This is a genomic window from Sneathiella litorea (genome assembly GCF_009882915.1).
GTDB lineage: Bacteria > Pseudomonadota > Alphaproteobacteria > Sneathiellales > Sneathiellaceae > Sneathiella > Sneathiella litorea.
Window position 1 is genome coordinate 499,377 of sequence record NZ_WTUW01000001.1, and the last position, 15,827, is coordinate 515,203.

General features: G+C 49.2%; 17 protein-coding genes. 3 read left to right on the forward strand and 14 right to left on the reverse strand.

Going from position 1 to position 15,827, the window contains the following annotated elements; translation table 11 throughout:
- Positions 1-10: 10 nt before the first annotated feature.
- Positions 11-820: an NUDIX hydrolase gene (locus GQE98_RS02435; RefSeq protein WP_161313953.1), complete on the forward strand. Its 810-nt coding sequence runs from the start codon at positions 11-13 to the stop codon at positions 818-820.
- On the opposite strand, the gene GQE98_RS02440 is transcribed toward GQE98_RS02435, so the two are convergent.
- From GQE98_RS02440 to htpG, 3 genes are all read right to left on the reverse strand, one after another.
- Entirely contained in the window at positions 821-1,147 is a 327-nt protein-coding gene (locus tag GQE98_RS02440) for a hypothetical protein (RefSeq protein WP_161313954.1), read from the reverse strand.
- The gene (locus GQE98_RS02445; protein WP_161313955.1) at positions 1,137-2,240 is read right to left on the reverse strand and encodes a hypothetical protein; all 1,104 of its coding nucleotides are present in this window, start codon (positions 2,238-2,240) and stop codon (positions 1,137-1,139) included. The genes GQE98_RS02440 and GQE98_RS02445 overlap by 11 nt, the downstream gene beginning before the upstream one ends.
- A 228-nt stretch (positions 2,241-2,468) precedes the next feature.
- Positions 2,469-4,346, reverse strand: coding sequence for a molecular chaperone HtpG (htpG, locus tag GQE98_RS02450; protein WP_161313956.1), 1,878 nt, complete (start codon positions 4,344-4,346; stop codon positions 2,469-2,471).
- Between the two features lie 323 nt (positions 4,347-4,669).
- Between htpG and GQE98_RS02455 the strand changes: the two genes are divergently transcribed.
- Positions 4,670-5,398 carry a histidine utilization transcriptional repressor HutC gene (locus GQE98_RS02455; protein ID WP_161313957.1) on the forward strand — a complete coding sequence of 243 codons (729 nt, stop codon included), beginning with the start codon at positions 4,670-4,672 and terminating at the stop codon, positions 5,396-5,398.
- 25 nt (positions 5,399-5,423) lie between these two features.
- Here GQE98_RS02455 and GQE98_RS02460 read toward each other — a convergent pair whose 3' ends face one another.
- Positions 5,424-6,926: a cyclic di-GMP-binding domain-containing protein, MshE-related gene (locus GQE98_RS02460; RefSeq protein WP_161313958.1), complete on the reverse strand. Its 1,503-nt coding sequence runs from the start codon at positions 6,924-6,926 to the stop codon at positions 5,424-5,426.
- Positions 6,927-7,197: 271 nt separating this feature from the next.
- Here GQE98_RS02460 and GQE98_RS02465 point away from each other — a divergent pair, with 271 nt between their 5' ends.
- Entirely contained in the window at positions 7,198-7,731 is a 534-nt protein-coding gene (locus GQE98_RS02465) for a glycine cleavage system transcriptional repressor (RefSeq protein WP_161313959.1), read from the forward strand.
- 6 nt (positions 7,732-7,737) lie between these two features.
- Here GQE98_RS02465 and GQE98_RS02470 read toward each other — a convergent pair whose 3' ends face one another.
- The 10 genes from GQE98_RS02470 to ureC all read right to left on the reverse strand — a co-directional run bounded on the left by GQE98_RS02470 (position 7,738) and on the right by ureC (position 15,827).
- A complete protein-coding gene (locus tag GQE98_RS02470) occupies positions 7,738-8,100 on the reverse strand; it encodes a hypothetical protein (RefSeq protein WP_161313960.1) in 363 nt (120 codons plus the stop codon).
- Between the two features lie 79 nt (positions 8,101-8,179).
- Entirely contained in the window at positions 8,180-9,337 is a 1,158-nt protein-coding gene (locus GQE98_RS02475; protein WP_161313961.1) for a M14 family metallopeptidase, read from the reverse strand.
- Positions 9,334-9,741, reverse strand: a complete 408-nt coding sequence (locus GQE98_RS02480; RefSeq protein ID WP_202526038.1) for an allophanate hydrolase-related protein — start codon at positions 9,739-9,741, stop codon at positions 9,334-9,336. Before GQE98_RS02480 ends, GQE98_RS02475 begins: the two co-directional genes overlap by 4 nt.
- 43 nt (positions 9,742-9,784) lie before the next feature.
- Positions 9,785-10,756 (reverse strand): zinc transporter ZntB, encoded by a 972-nt coding sequence (locus GQE98_RS02485; RefSeq protein ID WP_161313962.1) that lies wholly within the window; start codon positions 10,754-10,756, stop codon positions 9,785-9,787.
- Positions 10,753-11,715 carry a mechanosensitive ion channel family protein gene (locus GQE98_RS02490; RefSeq protein WP_161313963.1) on the reverse strand — a complete coding sequence of 321 codons (963 nt, stop codon included), beginning with the start codon at positions 11,713-11,715 and terminating at the stop codon, positions 10,753-10,755. Before GQE98_RS02490 ends, GQE98_RS02485 begins: the two co-directional genes overlap by 4 nt.
- Before the next feature lie 104 nt (positions 11,716-11,819).
- The gene (locus tag GQE98_RS02495; protein ID WP_161313964.1) at positions 11,820-12,215 is read right to left on the reverse strand and encodes a type II toxin-antitoxin system MqsA family antitoxin; all 396 of its coding nucleotides are present in this window, start codon (positions 12,213-12,215) and stop codon (positions 11,820-11,822) included.
- A gap of 123 nt (positions 12,216-12,338) precedes the next feature.
- Positions 12,339-12,953, reverse strand: a complete 615-nt coding sequence (ureG, locus tag GQE98_RS02500) for an urease accessory protein UreG (protein ID WP_161313965.1) — start codon at positions 12,951-12,953, stop codon at positions 12,339-12,341.
- On the reverse strand, positions 12,950-13,681 hold the full coding sequence (locus GQE98_RS02505; RefSeq protein WP_202526039.1) for an urease accessory protein UreF: 732 nt from the start codon (positions 13,679-13,681) through the stop codon (positions 12,950-12,952). Before GQE98_RS02505 ends, ureG begins: the two co-directional genes overlap by 4 nt.
- Positions 13,626-14,111, reverse strand: coding sequence for an urease accessory protein UreE (ureE, locus tag GQE98_RS02510; protein WP_161313966.1), 486 nt, complete (start codon positions 14,109-14,111; stop codon positions 13,626-13,628). The genes GQE98_RS02505 and ureE overlap by 56 nt, the downstream gene beginning before the upstream one ends.
- 3 nt (positions 14,112-14,114) lie before the next feature.
- Positions 14,115-15,827 (reverse strand): urease subunit alpha, encoded by a 1,713-nt coding sequence (gene ureC, locus GQE98_RS02515; protein WP_161313967.1) that lies wholly within the window; start codon positions 15,825-15,827, stop codon positions 14,115-14,117.

A 15,827-nucleotide genomic window follows, 5' to 3' on the forward strand; every position in this document is an offset into this window, starting at 1 on the left:
ATGGTGCCATATGATAGACAAACAAGCTCCCCTTAAACCTGCCGCAACGGTTTTACTGATCCGCGATTGTGCCAAGACATGCGACAAAGTCGAAGTCTTCATGGTGGTCCGCCACCATCAGATTGATTTTGCCTCCGGCGCCCTGGTCTTTCCTGGCGGCAAGGTTGATGAGGGTGATGCGGATCCCGCTCTGGTCGGCTTTCTGCCTGAAAGCGAGAGAGGGGACGACCCTTTGCGCGCCTTTAAAATAGCCTCTATCCGCGAAAGTTTTGAGGAAGCCAACATCCTTCTCGCGCGAAATCGGGACACAGGCGCTCTTGTCACCCATACCCGGCTGGAGGAACTTGCTGCGAAATATCGAATGCCACTCCAGAATGGTGAGCTGCCGATAATTGATATGGTGCGTGCCGAAAACCTTGAACTTGCTACCGATCTTCTGGGTCATTTCGCACACTGGATTACGCCAACGCATATGCCAAAGCGGTTCGATACCCATTTCTTCATTGCCAAGGCACCGCCACATCAACTCGCGGCGCATGATGGCGAAGAATCAGTGGATTCTGTTTGGGTTGGCCCGAATGAAGTAATGGAAGAGGCCGATAAAGGAAATTACACGGTGATTTTCCCAACCCGCATGAATGTGGAAGTTCTCGGACGCTATGATTCCAGTGAGGCCGCCGTTGCGCATGCGCATGGAACCGATACCTTTACGGTGCTCCCGCAAATGGAAGTGACCGATGAAGGTAAATTTCTTCTTATACCGAAAGAGGCTGGCTACAGCGTCACCCGTCGCCGCGTCGACGCGATTATGGATAAATAGCTAAATAAGAATTGATAGCGCGATGCTGACGCCTTTAGTCAGCATCGTTAAGAGATTGCGATCCCGGGCCTCTCTCGCAAATACCCAGTTTGAAAGATCAGTCAATTCAGATTTACAGTCACGAAACTCGGTTGTAATTGCAGCGTAATCCTCGTCCCGCGCCGAGATCTGCCTAGCCTGAAGCGCCTGTATTTCCCCATATACGGCGGCTTTTGATCTTTCAAAGTTTACAAGTTGAGCGGCTGGGACATGAGAGATATCCTGCGCATTCATCGCTTCCTGCGCCTTTTCAAGCTGTGTGAGAGCATCCTTATAACTATTCGCCATTGTTTTCTCCGGTACCGTTTTGTGTGAAGTCGGTTGGCAGGAAATCCTGAGGAGACATTGTTGTGCCGGATAGCTCCGACAATGCATTTTGAACATTTGCTGCAGCTTTTAAGAGCTCACGCAACTTTTTGCGGAAAAGGATTATTTTAGTTGTCGAAGTGAAGGATACGATGCTTGATTTTTGGGCTGCTCGCAGTGTTGCTTCAATAGCTTCATGTGCGTCAATCATAGCAATCAGGGCTAGTTGCGTCTCGCTAAGCAATTGATCCATGCTTTGCCCCAGCTTCTGAATAGATACGAGGCGATTAATAGCGTCACGGCGTATTTTTGAACTACCGGCTTCGTGCCCCTTTAGATACGCCAGTTTATCCTTCCATATGTTTGTGTCGAACTTAACAGCGCTGCTAACGATTGAACGCAGGCCGCCTTTGCAGAGCCGCAGACTAGACATCTTCGCACTAAAATCGTTCTCAGGGTAAGTATAGCGGCATTTGCTGGATTGATCTGCAATCGCGCCAATATCGAAATACAACAGTAATGCCATCTTCTTTAACGTTTCCCCTCCCTTTTCGAGAATGGGAAGCAACCGCCTATCGCGCTCCGGCAGGATTAACAGTTCGTCAAGAAAGCTGATGTCATTTACAAGCTGGTTTGAGTTCAAAAAGGATAGGGAATGTGAAAGGTTAAAATCACCGTAATCCAGTAGTTTCAGATTCTTTAAAGTTCCATCCAGAACTGAATAGCCTTCAGAGGGAGATTTTTCTGAGGCTACCGCCGTCAGTGTGTCCGCATACCCATCAAGCCCCGCTAACAAGTCCCGCCGCGCGGCAATATCCGCAACGCTGAACAACGGCTTCAAATTAGTGTTAGGGTTGCCTCCCAACTCTAGCTGGAATTGTAAATAGTCGGTAAATCCAAGTGTATTAACATCTTCAGCGAGGGAAAATTCCGTCTGAATTATGGAGGACAGCGCAACGACACCGAGTGAGAAATCACTGACTTCCTCCGTTAATAAGGTATCATCGATAACGCTACAGGATGAAAGTCCAAGCGGGAAGAGCGCAAGTACGACGATTTGCAGCGGTGAGAGCATTTGATAAGACAGTCATGATTATTCCTTACTGTCTTATCTGGATGTTGGTTGTATTAAATTCAACGTATAAAATTTATTGTTGTACATTTATGCCGCCAAAAATAGTAATTGCGAAGGAGAAAGTGATGCTTTCTCCTGCCACCAAGGTCGGTGTCCCTCATCTATAAGAGATGGCAAGGCGGGCTGGCACTAGATCAGGTTCCAGCCCGCTAAAGTCCCCGGTTCCGTTTAAATGGCGAGACTGTTCGCCATAAAGTCGGCCATGCGCTTAGAGAAAGCGACCGGATCAGCAACCGGATCGCCTTCAACAATATGCGCCTGGTCAAGGAGGAGAAGAGCAGCATCTGTCATGGCATCCGAAGACCCATTTTTCTGCGCACCAGCTGCCAGTTTCTTGATCAACGGATGTTTGGGATTCAATTCCAGAATGCGCATGCTGTCGCCGGCCCCAAACTGTTTATGAGCCTTGAGCAGCTTTTCAAGATGTATGTCCATATCACCGTCATCCGCGACGAGGCAAACCGGGCTTCCGGTTAGACGAGAGGAAACGCGTACATCCTTAACCTTGTTCTCGAGCACGGTTTTAAACAATGCAATAAGGCTATCCAACTCTTCCGGTTGTGTCTTCTCCGCTTCCTCACTTTTCTCTTCCGTATCGGCAATCTTGTCGAGATCGGCAGCCCCGCGGGTTACTGATTTAAAGGGCTTGCCATCAAACTCGCTTGTCCGACTCAGCCAGAAGCTGTCCACAGCGTCAGCGACCAGTAGAACCTCAATACCTTTCGCCGCAAATCCTTCAAGCTGCGGGCTGGATTTAAGCGCATCAAGATCCTCGCCCGTGATGTAGTAAATAGCGTCTTGGCCTTCTTTCATGCGGCCAATATAGTCATTAAGATTGGTCCGGCTTTCCGTGGCCGTGTTATTGAACAACGCCATCTTGAGAATACGCTCTCCATTGACGGCATCTTCATAAATGCCCTCTTTCAGCACCGCGCCGAAATTATCCCAGAATTTTGCAAAGTTTTCCGCATCCTTGGCCGCCTTCTTCTCAAGTTCGCCAAGAACCTTCTTAACCAGGCCATTGCGGATTTTCTGGAGGACTGGATTATGCTGCAGCATTTCCCGGCTGACGTTGAGCGGCAAATCCTCGGAATCCACGACACCGCGAAGGAAGCGCAAATAGGCCGGAATCAATTCCTCGCAGTCATCCGTAATGAAAACCCGCTTTACATAAAGCTTAAGCTTCGACTTTCTGTCCGGATTAAACAAATCAAACGGCGGCTGCTCAGGAACAAACAAGAGCATCGTATACTCTATACGACCTTCTGCCCGGCTATGCAGTGTCAGCCAGGGTGTATCAAATGCCTGCCCGACATGATGATAGAATTCTGTGTATTGCTCGGGTGTAATTTCTGATTTTTGGCGTGTCCACAAGGCGCTTGCGGTATTGAGAATTTCATCCTCTTCATCTTCCTTGGTAGATTTCAAGGTAACCGGGATTGCGATATGGTCTGCATAGGTCTTGATAATCTGGCGTAGGCGCGCTGCCTCCAGAAACTCCTTGGCTTCTTTACGCATATGCAGAACGATCTGGGTGCCGCGGCTCTCGCGCGTACCGGACCCGGTTGCGAACGCCCCCTGCCCTTCAGAAGACCAAACCGTAGCAGCAGTTTCCCCGGCCCGGCGACTGGTAACCGTTACCTTGTCGGCAACCATAAAGGCGGAATAGAAGCCAACACCAAATTGACCGATCAAAGTCACATCTTTCGCTGAGTCACCTGTCAATTGTTCGGAAAATCGAGAAGTGCCTGAGCGGGCGATGGTCCCCAGGTTTTCAATCATGTCCTGTTCAGACATGCCAATACCATTATCCTCAATGGTCAGGGTCTGGGCTTTGTCATCTATGGCGATTGTGATTTTGAACTCCGGATCATCCTTTATCAACTCCGGATTAGTCAACGCTTCATAGCGCAATCGGTCACAGGCGTCGGAAGCGTTAGAGACAAGCTCCCTTAAGAAAATTTCCTTTTCACTGTAGAGGGAATGCGTCACAATATCTAAAAGCTTGGCGACCTCCGCCTGAAATTCATGTGTTTGCTCTGTCATCTACTTATTGTTCCTCAGAAAAATTTTCCTCTGCAGTCTATATGACCAATGAGGTAAATTCATTCAAGGTTTAAAAAGAGGATTTTTGTCAAGGTGCAGATGAAGTTGGCCCACCCCGAGGGGCGCAGAAAATCGGGGCAGGCCATTCACAGATCAACAACATTTTTGCGTAGATGGAGGTGATCAGTATCCAATCATATATATAATTGGAACGATCGTTCAAGTATTATTTTGATTTTTTGTCCTGTCTTTATGGTGAATTCACATTTAGCCGAAATGTAACGTCCTTCTGGATATGCTAACAGAGAAGATGGACTTCGCCGATGCCGTATTTTAGAACGCAAAATGACGATCACCCCTATTCCCCACCAAAACCACTGTATGAACAGGTTAAATCCTATGTACTGAAGAATATGGAGTCTGGAGAATGGCCTGCCTACTTCCAGCTGCCTTCTGAACATACTTTGGTCCGCGAAATGGGTATCTCTCGCATGACAATCCACCGGGCCCTTCGCGAACTGACCCAGGCTGGCTACCTGGAACGCATTCAGGGCGTTGGCACTTTTGTCGCCGCCCCCAAAAAGCAGCCAAAAAAGATCGAGCTTCGGGAAATTGATGATATTATCCGAAGCCATGGTGCACGACATCAATGCGACGTGCATTTTCTTCAGGTAGAACCGATCGAGCCGGACGCAGCGGCGATGATGGCCATGACGGCGGGAGAGGAGGTCTACCGCTCCTACTTTGTCCATCGAGAAAATGGGTTACCCGTGATGGTGGAAGATCGCTATGTTCACCCAAAATTCATGCCGGAATATATTGAAACGGACTTTGCTGACACAACCGCAGACACACATATCAGCAAAAAATTCACCCAGCTTTCCCATTCACATGTGATTCAGGCCGCCGTATCAAACGCCGAAATAAACCATTTTCTTGAATTGGAAACTACGACCGCCTGCATCGTTATCAATCGCAAAAGTTGGCTTGGAGATGAAATCGTATCAGTTGCCCGCCTTGTGCTTCCCGGCAATAGAATTCAGCTCACTTGAAAAAGCCGTTTTGTCACCTGTCAGATCAGACAGCTGCTACCGCAGGTGTTGACTTGCCCCTATTTCCCGATTTTGCGGCCGTTTTACCCGCCCCTTTCGCAGAGGTGGTATAGAGGTTTTTCAGGGCGTCCACGACGAGTTCTTTGTCGATATAGGGATCCGATCCTTGATACTTACAAGCTGCAATAATCTGTTCCACGATAAATTTCGGCTGGTAGCATGCAAGATCGAAATTATTATTTACCTGCAGTTCCTCAATAACGGTTTCCAGAATCTCTTCCGTAATTTCCAGCCCGCGCCCTTTGCCTACGATTTTGAAAATCTCATAGTATTGCTCGCGGGTCGGCCCGACTGTTTCAAGTTTATAGGGAATACGCCGTAAGAATGCAGGGTCCATCAAGTCATCCGGTGACAGGTTGGTCGAAAAGATCACCAGTTCATCGAAAGGCAAGGAAAAGCTTTTCCCTGTATGTAGCTTAAGATAGTCAATACGGCTTTCAAGCGGAACGATCCACCGGTTCAGCAGGTCTTCCGGACTAACAAGCTGACGGCCAAAGTCGTCGATAATGAACGTGCCGTTGGAAGCTTTCACATGCAATGGTGCCTCATAGTATTTAGCATGGGCATTAAAGCTAAGATCAAGCATCTCCAGCGTCAATTCACCGCCGGTAATAACAACAGGGCGTTCGCAGGGCACCCAGCGACCATCAAATTCCTCGCGGCGCAGACCGGAATTCTTCCTCTTGTCGGTTTCGCTGGTGAATTTCGGCTTATGGATCGCAGGATCGAACACCTTGATAATCTGGCCATCCACTTCGAAACAATAAGGTACATAGATAACATTTGCGAAAATCTCGGCGACTTTTTCCGCCACCGTTGTTTTACCGTTGCCAGGGGGACCGTATAAAAGAATGCTTTTGCCCGCATTCACGCCAGGCCCGAGACGTCGTACGAAATCATCCGCTATGACCAGGTTTTCGAAGCTTTTCTCAATCTTCTTCTGCTCAACCCACTCATTCGTAATTTTCTGCTGGTTAATCCGCGCCTGATAATCCCTTAGGGAAACGGGTGCCGGCCCGACATACTGGTTCTGCTCCAACGCCTCGATAGTGAAGCGTTTACCCGCCTCGGTCATGACATAGCGCGTTTCAGAGAAGGTTGACTGATCCGCATTACCCAGCGATTCAAGGAACTTGCGATCTCCTGCCTCTTGAATCATGCGATTGACCACCCCGATCGGCAATTTAATCGCAGCGGAAAGTTCAGAGGCGGTTTCCAAGGTATTCGCGTACATCAGTTTCAACAGAATACGCAGCAAGTTTCCGCCGGGAATACCGGTATCTTCAATAGATTTTGGCGCACGCGGAGCTTCATAAATTGCTTTTTCAAGCTGCTCCTGTGTCAGGGCGCCAAGCGCAACCAGGTTATCGCCAAGACGACCGCCATTTTCCTTTTGGCGGTGCAATGCAATCTTTATATCCTCATGCGTGACTAAATTTTGCGCCAACAAGACATCACCGATGAGCATCAATCTTCTCCAATTCTGTTATTGCCCTACAGTGCATTCAATACACAGGATTACGGCAGGCAATCCGCCACTTTGCCTTTAAGACATAGCTGATTTTCGTTAACGCAAGGTTATCCAATACAAGAAAAGATTAAATAGGCGTCGTATTCTTTCCCTTTCTTGTGATCTTTCAAATGACAGGAGGAAAAGTTAATTAGTTGTTGAATCGGCGAGAAGGTTGTAATCCTGTACTTCCAACGCTCATTGAAAACTGAACTTTGCGAGTAACGCTATGTCAGACTATAAAGCGCTTTTATCTATCTTTTCCAAAGACCGAGTAGGCTTGATTTCCCTTGTTACAGGCCATCTTTTTGATAAAGCTATCAATCTCGGGGATACTTCCTTTGCCGTCCTTGGCAAAGGCGGAGAATTCACGAGTATTATTGAAATCCCGGCGGATCTTTCTGAAGAAGAGTTGGCCAACGAATTACGATCGTTGGATGGAATGAAAGACGCCGATATCGATGTCCGGCGTATCGCCTTCGGAAATGAGGATACTCCGCCAACAGATATCACCCATCACATTCAATGCTCCGGACCTGACCAGCCGGGTCTCCTTGCAAGGATATCCGAAGTTTTTATTGATTTCGATGCCAATATTGTCCGCCTGAAATCCGACCAGATAGACCAGGACGGTGAGACAGTATTCATCACGCGCATTGCCGTTTACATTCCGTCGTCCCGCGCCGAGAGTTGTCTCGCCGCACTGGACAACACTGCAAGCGCACTTGGACAGACTTTATCCGCCGAACGGTCGGCTATCTGATCTTGTTTACGTGTTCTTAAAAAACAAGAAAGCAAACAGAGCCATATTAAAAAGCGCGACCAGCGATGAGATGATGGCAATTGGTTCATACTGCATCATACCCGCATAGAGAAGACCAATGCCGACTGTAATTCCAATGACGGAAACATGGGCCAGCCAGTAGGTCAGCTTCGCGAGCTTCGCCTCTGCGACGGCCGGCCAATTTTTATAGACAAGCCCCATAAGCCCCATTGTCACCCATCCCAACAAATTAAGGTGTGCATGTGTTGGCATTTGGGAATGGTCTTTAGTGGCGGCCATATAGATACCCATAATCATTCCAAGAATTATATAAACCGCCGCTGATTTGATAAACCTATCTGCAAGCATAACTTACCCCCATCCTAGTCCATGAAATATTTCAGCTAATAAAGAGAAGTATAATTTTATAAATCTTGCAATTTATTTTTTAATCTAAACTCTTTTTCACAACACTGCTTTCAAGGCGATCAAATAGCCGATAAATAACGTCGAGAACTGAGGCCCCCAGCTTCCGGGCACGTTCCGGTGACCAACCATTTTCAGGATCGGGCCTATCAGCGGTATCCTTGAAAGGCATCTCGAGGGTCATGGCAAGGCAATCGAAATATTCGCTGACATGGTTTACGCAGATCTTCATGTTTCCCTCCCCTTTTTTGGCTATCGGATAGCCATGACGGGTTTGAAAATCGGGATTTATTTGCTGCCACGTTCGCTTAAAATCCGTTAGCAGCATGTCTTTCTGGGCGTTCCAGCTCGGTACTCCCTGGGCGCCTGCAATAAAGTTATGCGGCAACGCTTCGTCACCATGGACATCGAGGCAGAAATCAACGCCTGTTTCCCTCATTTTCTCTCGCACCAAATAAACTTCGGGGCTTCGCATCATATCCGGCTCTTGCCACTCCCGGTTTAGATTGGCGCCCTTTGCGTTTGTCCGAAGATTCCCGCTTCGACTGCCATCTGGGTTCATATTCGGCACAACGTGAAATCTTGCACGGTCCAGCAAAGCATTTGAAACAGCATCATTCGGATCCAGGAGTCGGTCCAGAAATCCCTCCATCCACCATTCTGCCATTGTTTCTCCTGGATGCTGGCGCGCAATCAGCCAGAAATTCCGCTTATTTCCACCAACTTCCCCTATGGTCAGCAGATCCAGGTCCTGACCCTCGACAGTCTTTCCAATAACGGATTGCGACACTCGGGGTGATTGGCCTGCACGCGCGATAAGGTCCGCATGACGTTCCATGGAATAGGGCGCGAAATAAGCATAGTAGACGGAGTCAAGTTCGGGCTTATGGAGAATGACTAAGCCCCCGTCTTGGTACTGGCTTTCAACACGGAACCAATTTTTCCGATCATAGGATGCGACTGCGCGATACTCTTCCCAACCCTTGCTGTAGGAAGAATCTTTCGCATTGGTTAGCCGCATTTTACAGTCAATACCCTTTGCGCCGCTCAAACGAAAATAAAACCATTGCAAAAAGTCGGCCTTTGTATCGGAACGGATCCGCAACCGAATATCGCCAGCATCCTCGCAGGCATCACAGATAATATTTCCGCCATCAAAATGGCTATTGATTTGGATCATGTTGTCGTTCCGGACATGGTTGTTTCACGGTCAGCACAATAAGCCCGCCAACCGCCGTATTCTGTAATTTCCCGCTGGCCTTCACAAAGAGCGGCTTCGCCAATAACGCCCAATACGGTTTCACCATCAGAGAGCTCGATCTTGCCGATGCAAAGCCCGGCTGGCTCCTCCATCAAAACAGATGCCAGGCCGCCTGCCGGGACTTCCCATACTTCAAGCTCTACCGAAACGCCACCTTGCTCCACTCTCTGCATTGCCGGATGCCGGTCTTCGATTGACCAGAGGCGATAATGGGGGGCCGTTTTTGCTTCTTTGATAAATTTCGCGTTGATCGCGAGCAAATTCCCATTGAGTTCCAACCCCCGCATCAATGTGCCATTTACAGCCAGTAATAAAGACGACACGCTCTACTCCCATTTCTGCAACGACGGCAGGCATTGCCATTTATCAAAACCATTTGAATTTCTTGAAGAGAAGAATTTGAATAACAACAAGGATAATCAGTATCCCGGAAAATACAAAAAAGGCGTAAGGGTTATCGACCCCGGGAATTCCGCCGACGTTAATGCCGAGGAGTCCTGTAAGAAAACCAAGCGGCAAGAAAACAGCGGCGATGACCGAGAGTACATAGAGATTCTTATTCAGGCGGTCCGCGATAATATTGGCAAGTTCGTCCTTGACGATTTGCGCCCTTTCACGAATGGCATCCAGGTCCTCAACATAGCGCAAAAGGTGGTCAAAGTTTTCCTGCAAATGCCGCTTGTGCCCGGAACTCAACCATGAAAATTCACATAAACGCAATTGCGCAATCGCATCCTTTTGCGGGGCCATATAACGACGCAGGACGATTGCCTCTTTCCGAATATCAATAATTTTCTCACGAAATGCCGTATCCGGATTTTCCAGGATTTTTTCCTCAACGTCATCAGTGGCATCATCAAGTTCAGTCAGGACAAACGCCATTTTTTCCGACAATCGCGCCAGAAGCATATTGATAAAATCACCGGAATTTTTTGGGCCTTTGCCGGCCAAGATCCTCTCTTCGATTTCCTGAACCGCTTTTAACTGACGCCTCTGAACACTGATAATCCGCTCTGCATCAATCCATAACCGAATGGAGACCATATCTTCCGGATCCGCATTTTCATTCAGATTAACACCCCTTAGTATGATGAGCGCCCCATCACCGATCTCTGCGATACGCGGGCGGGTTTCCTCCGCCACCAGAGCATCAACAACAAAAGGATCAAGATAGGAAATCTCATTATCGAGCCAAGGTTTGGTCTCTTCATGGGTCAAATCCAGATGCACCCAGGCAAGGTTCTTGTTCTTCAGTTCACGTGAAATCGCCTTGTCGCTGACTGAATTCCCGCCTCCTTCCCCATCGAAATCAAAAGCCATTAGAATGGGGCTGCTCATTTCAATGCCTCCGGATTCTTGAGATGTAAAGTTCGCTGCGGGAACGGAATCTCGATATTGTTCTCTTCAAATTTTCGCCATATCGCAAATAAAACGTCGCTGCGGGGCCGCATTCGCCCCTCAGTCACATTTTCAATCCAGAAGTAAAGCGTGAAATTAATCGAGCTGTCCGCGAATTCCACAAGGTAACATTCAGCCGATGGGGTTTCCATGCATCGCGGATGTTCCCGCGCCGCCTCGACAATCAAACGGGAGGCAAGATCAAGATCAGTCCCATATGCGACGCCGATATTGATGTCCACACGTGTGCGGGAATCGCTAAAAGTCCAGTTTGTTACGCGGTTGGTAATAAAATCCTCATTCGGGACCATGGTTTCATGCCCCTCGAATGTTTCAATTCGAGTATACCGCGCGCCGGTTTCCCGAACGAACCCGATAATCCCGTCATTCAGCTCAATCAGGTCGCCTTCCTCAACGGATTTTTCAAAGAGCAGAATAATACCGCTAATAAAATTGGAAGCAATTTTCTGGAGACCAAAACCGATGCCAATACCGACAGCGCCACTGAAAATAGTAAGCGCCGTCAAGTCTATGCCCAACACCCCCAACACAAACAGGAACGCCAGGAAATAGATGACGATCTGGATCGCCTTGATAATCAGTGCCTTGTTGCTTGATTTGATGCGGCGGAGCGATTTAATTCGGTTTTCCAGCATTTCCGACAAGATACCGACCAGCCAGAAAAGAAGGATGACGATAAAAGCCGCCTTCACCAGGAGATAGGCGGAAAACCGTACATCCCCAATATTAAAGGAAAAATCTTCGGAATCGAGAAACGCCCGGATTGGATCGAGATAGCCGAGGTACCCAAAGACGAGGAACCCGGCAATCATCAACACCAGTAGCAGCTTGGCGACCCACGCGCGCGGTTTGATAAGCGAACTCAAGAATCTAGCCATACGTGACGCGTTACTCCCGCAATTACTTTAGGGAATAATACTGTAGATACCACATTTGGCTAATTTTTTTTGTTGTGATTAAATCCGAAGAAATGAGTCTGGCTTCAGCGTTGCAACTCGACCATCAATTCTGGATATTTAGCAACAAGCCGGAGCAAATTATTCATCGGCTTGGAAATAGTAACTTTGCCCGTTTCATATTTTTGAAAGGCATTTGGTCCGCCACCAAAAATCTGGCCCGCACGTCGTTGCGACAGATTGAGATCGACACGAATCTCACGAATACGCTCTGGCGGCATAACGCCAAGATACTCAGCCTTCAAATCTGCCTTAATCCGTTCAACGTCACCCCAGGCACTCTCTTCCACCATACCTTCACCACATTCGGAATTGCTGCAATAAAGACCAGGAAGATCGGCGTAGCTTTGTAAATGTTTATATTTAATCTCATATGTTCGAATTTGACGTTCGACGTCGCCGCCGCATAAGGGACAGGCCATACTAATCCTCAAAAAATAAATTCACTGAAAAATAATAATTATCAAAGAGCGGCGTCGATAACAACAGACTGTGGCACCATTATGGCGCCTGCCTTTTTTCAATTATCTTTCAATGGCGTATCGTCACAACCCACCCTTGTCTATGATGAATTTTGCGACACTGGCGACTCCGTCTCCCGCCTTGATATTGGTGAAGACAAATGGCCGCTCACCCCGCATTTTTTGGGAATCCCTATCCATGACGCCCAGATCAGCCCCGACATAAGGAGCCAGATCAATCTTGTTGATGACGAGTAAGTCGGACCGAGTAATGCCGGGTCCGCCTTTACGTGGAATTTTATCGCCAGCGGAAACATCAATGACATAAATCGTAACATCTGCGAGCTCCGGACTAAAGGTTGCCGCAAGATTATCACCACCAGATTCGATCAGTATCAATTCCAGGCCGTCAAATTTCTCTGAAATATCCGCAACAGCCGCAAGGTTGATAGACGCATCCTCGCGAATGGCCGTATGCGGACATCCTCCGGTCTCTACGCCAACTATCCGGTCTGGGGACAACGCACCAGAGCGGGTCAGGAACTCCGCATCCTCGCGCGTATAAATATCATTGGTGATGACAGCAAGGTTATAGTCATCGCGAAGATATTTACAAAGTGCATCAGTAAGCGCCGTTTTACCTGATCCCACCGGGCCGCCAATTCCCACTCGCAACGGTCCATTTAATGTTGAACTCATGATCTGAATAACCTCGTATATTGTGTTTCATGTGACGCGGAGCACCAGTCAACCATCAGGGTCGCGGACCCTAAATCGTCCAAAGATAACTCCTGCGAATTTGCGACAACCCGATCCACCTCATCGGCAAGCGCCGCAATCGCCCGCTGCCCATCCGTTTGACCAAGCGGGACAAGACGCACCGCCGCCGAAACAAGGTTGGAGACAAACCCGTGCAGATAGGCGGTGAGTGTTTCTTTAAGAGGAACGCCATGGTCAGCAGCCGTAATCCCGACAACAACCGGATGAATCAAGTCGCCCTGCCAGGTCGCTTTCAACGCCTCTAAAGTATTAACTGTCGTACTGACATCAGAGACAACACGAACAAAGGCGCGTCCCTGCTGTGCCGCTTCAAGTGCAATTTCCTTTGTGGGGGCGAAAGCATAGCCGATCTCCGCTATCTCCTTTAATCCCGCGATATCCTGATGCAACGCAGCCCGGTAAGCTGCTGCCAACAGAATACAATCTGATTTACCACTTCCGAATTCCAGTACATCCCCGATCCAGGGGACCAGATCTTTAAGACACTTGATCAAGCCCTCTTCCACCGCAAATTCGATCCCGTGACTATAGGTATAGGCACCAATGGGATAGGACGGTGACATCCAGGACATAAGGTTAAAAAGGGCGCGATTATCCATGATGATGCCCGTGGCTATGCCCATGGCTATGCCCTTCCGTTTCGCCATGCCCGTAAGCACCGCCTTCCGGATTAAAGGGGGCCTCCAACCGGGTCACAGTCGCTCCTAATTTTGCCGCCATATCCTCGATCACATGATCCTGCCGAATACGCAATCGGTCGCCCATCAATTCAGTTGGTAGATGGCGGTTTCCCAAATGCCAGGCAACCCGCACTAGATGTGCCAGGTCATTACAGCGAATATCGGCAACCGCCTCGTTTCTCGCGCGAACCCCAATCGCCGATCCATCCTCCAAGAGGAGAATGTCACCATCCTGCAGGGTTTTCAATTCGGGTAGATCAAGCAGGAAATCTAATCCCTTATCCGTCTTAAGCTTCAATCTCCGTCGACGCCTGTGGTCAAAGTCAAGGGTCACTGTGTCGCCGATTACACCGGCAAATGGCGCCTCGGCTTTATATACTGCCTGTGCATGCTTCATGACTTAATACATAAAATAGCGTTGAGCCATGGGAAGCTCCGATGCCGGCTCACAGGTGAGCAACTCCCCGTCTGCGTGAACCATATAGGTCTCCGGGTCGACATCTATCTTCGGTGTCGCGCTGTTATGAATCATCGACGCTTTGCCAATACCTGAGCGCGTATTCTTCACCGGCAATAGATCTCGCTCCAACCCCAATTCGCCTTTCAGGTCATATTGAAGTGATGCCTCGCTCACGAAAGTGACCGAACTTGCCGTCAGGCTTTTGCCGAATGCGCCAAACATGGGACGATAGTGAACGGGCTGCGGCGTCGGAATGGAGGCGTTCGGGTCTCCCATCGGCGCCGCGACGATTGTTCCGGATTTTAATACCAGATCAGGCTTCACCCCAAAAAATGCGGGGGACCAGAGAACAAGATCTGCAAGCTTGCCTGCCTCGACAGAGCCGACATATGTATCAACACCCTGTGCGATAGCCGGGTTTATTGTGTATTTGGCGATATAGCGTTTGACGCGGAAGTTATCGTTATCCCCTGTTTCTTCCACGAGACGACCACGTTGCTTCTTCATCTTGTCCGCGGTCTGCCAGGTGCGGATCAGGACTTCACCCACACGGCCCATGGCCTGGCTGTCGGAGGCAATAATCGAGAATGCACCCAGATCATGAAGGATATCTTCAGCCGCGATTGTTTCTTTTCGAATACGACTCTCGGCGAAGGCCACATCTTCAGGGATATTCGGGTCAAGATGATGGCATACCATCAACATATCGAGATGCTCGTCAATCGTATTAACTGTGAAAGGGCGCGTTGGGTTGGTTGAGGAGGGAATAACATTCGGCTCCCCCGCCACCTTGATGATATCCGGGGCATGCCCCCCGCCCGCGCCTTCCGTATGGAAAGCATGGATCGTGCGATCCTTAAAGGCGGCGACAGTATTTTCCACAAACCCCGATTCATTCAAGGTATCCGTATGGATGAGCACCTGAACATCCATGTCATCAGCAACGGACAGGCAACAGTCAATGGCGGCGGGCGTCGTACCCCAGTCCTCATGCAGCTTCATGCCGCACGCGCCGGCCTGCACCTGCTCTACCAAGGCATCCGGCAAGCTGGCATTGCCTTTACCGAAAAATCCGAGGTTCATAGGGAAGGCCTCTGCCGCCTGCATCATCCGCGCGAGATGAAAGGCGCCGGGCGTACATGTCGTCGCGTTCGTCCCTGTGGCCGGGCCGGTGCCGCCACCCATCATGGTTGTCACACCGCTGTAGAGTGCATCGTCAATCTGTTGCGGACAGATGAAGTGAATATGCACATCAAGCGCGCCCGCGGTAAGAATTTTCCCCTCTCCCGCGATCACTTCGGTTGATGGACCAATGATAATATTAACGCCAGACTGGATATCCGGGTTACCGGCCTTGCCGATCGCCGCAATCTTGCCGTCACGAAGGCCAACATCAGCCTTCACGATCCCCCAGTGATCAATAATCAGCGCATTGGTGATGACCGTATCAACAGCGCCGCCAGCGCGCGTTACTTGCGACTGACCCATGCCGTCCCGAATAACCTTACCGCCGCCGAACTTGACTTCCTCACCATAGGTCGTGAAGTCCTTCTCAACCTCAATAAAAAGTTCCGTATCTGCGAGCCGGACCTTATCGCCTGTTGTTGGGCCAAACATGCCTGCATAGGCGCCTCGTGAAAAGGTTACCGCCAT

Coding starts and splice junctions, on each gene's coding strand:
- ureC (WP_161313967.1), bottom strand. CDS start 15,827: ATGGCGGTAACCTTTTCACGAGGCGCCTATGCAGGCATGTTTGGCCCA.
- GQE98_RS02435 (WP_161313953.1), top strand. CDS start 11: ATGATAGACAAACAAGCTCCCCTTAAACCTGCCGCAACGGTTTTACTG.
- GQE98_RS02460 (WP_161313958.1), bottom strand. CDS start 6,926: ATGCTCATCGGTGATGTCTTGTTGGCGCAAAATTTAGTCACGCATGAG.
- GQE98_RS02470 (WP_161313960.1), bottom strand. CDS start 8,100: ATGCTTGCAGATAGGTTTATCAAATCAGCGGCGGTTTATATAATTCTT.
- GQE98_RS02495 (WP_161313964.1), bottom strand. CDS start 12,215: ATGGCCTGTCCCTTATGCGGCGGCGACGTCGAACGTCAAATTCGAACA.
- GQE98_RS02475 (WP_161313961.1), bottom strand. CDS start 9,337: ATGATCCAAATCAATAGCCATTTTGATGGCGGAAATATTATCTGTGAT.
- GQE98_RS02455 (WP_161313957.1), top strand. CDS start 4,670: ATGCCGTATTTTAGAACGCAAAATGACGATCACCCCTATTCCCCACCA.
- GQE98_RS02490 (WP_161313963.1), bottom strand. CDS start 11,715: ATGGCTAGATTCTTGAGTTCGCTTATCAAACCGCGCGCGTGGGTCGCC.
- GQE98_RS02485 (WP_161313962.1), bottom strand. CDS start 10,756: ATGAGCAGCCCCATTCTAATGGCTTTTGATTTCGATGGGGAAGGAGGC.
- GQE98_RS02440 (WP_161313954.1), bottom strand. CDS start 1,147: ATGGCGAATAGTTATAAGGATGCTCTCACACAGCTTGAAAAGGCGCAG.
- ureG (WP_161313965.1), bottom strand. CDS start 12,953: ATGAGTTCAACATTAAATGGACCGTTGCGAGTGGGAATTGGCGGCCCG.
- GQE98_RS02505 (WP_202526039.1), bottom strand. CDS start 13,681: ATGGCGAAACGGAAGGGCATAGCCATGGGCATAGCCACGGGCATCATC.
- GQE98_RS02465 (WP_161313959.1), top strand. CDS start 7,198: ATGTCAGACTATAAAGCGCTTTTATCTATCTTTTCCAAAGACCGAGTA.
- GQE98_RS02445 (WP_161313955.1), bottom strand. CDS start 2,240: ATGCTCTCACCGCTGCAAATCGTCGTACTTGCGCTCTTCCCGCTTGGA.
- htpG (WP_161313956.1), bottom strand. CDS start 4,346: ATGACAGAGCAAACACATGAATTTCAGGCGGAGGTCGCCAAGCTTTTA.
- ureE (WP_161313966.1), bottom strand. CDS start 14,111: ATGAAGCATGCACAGGCAGTATATAAAGCCGAGGCGCCATTTGCCGGT.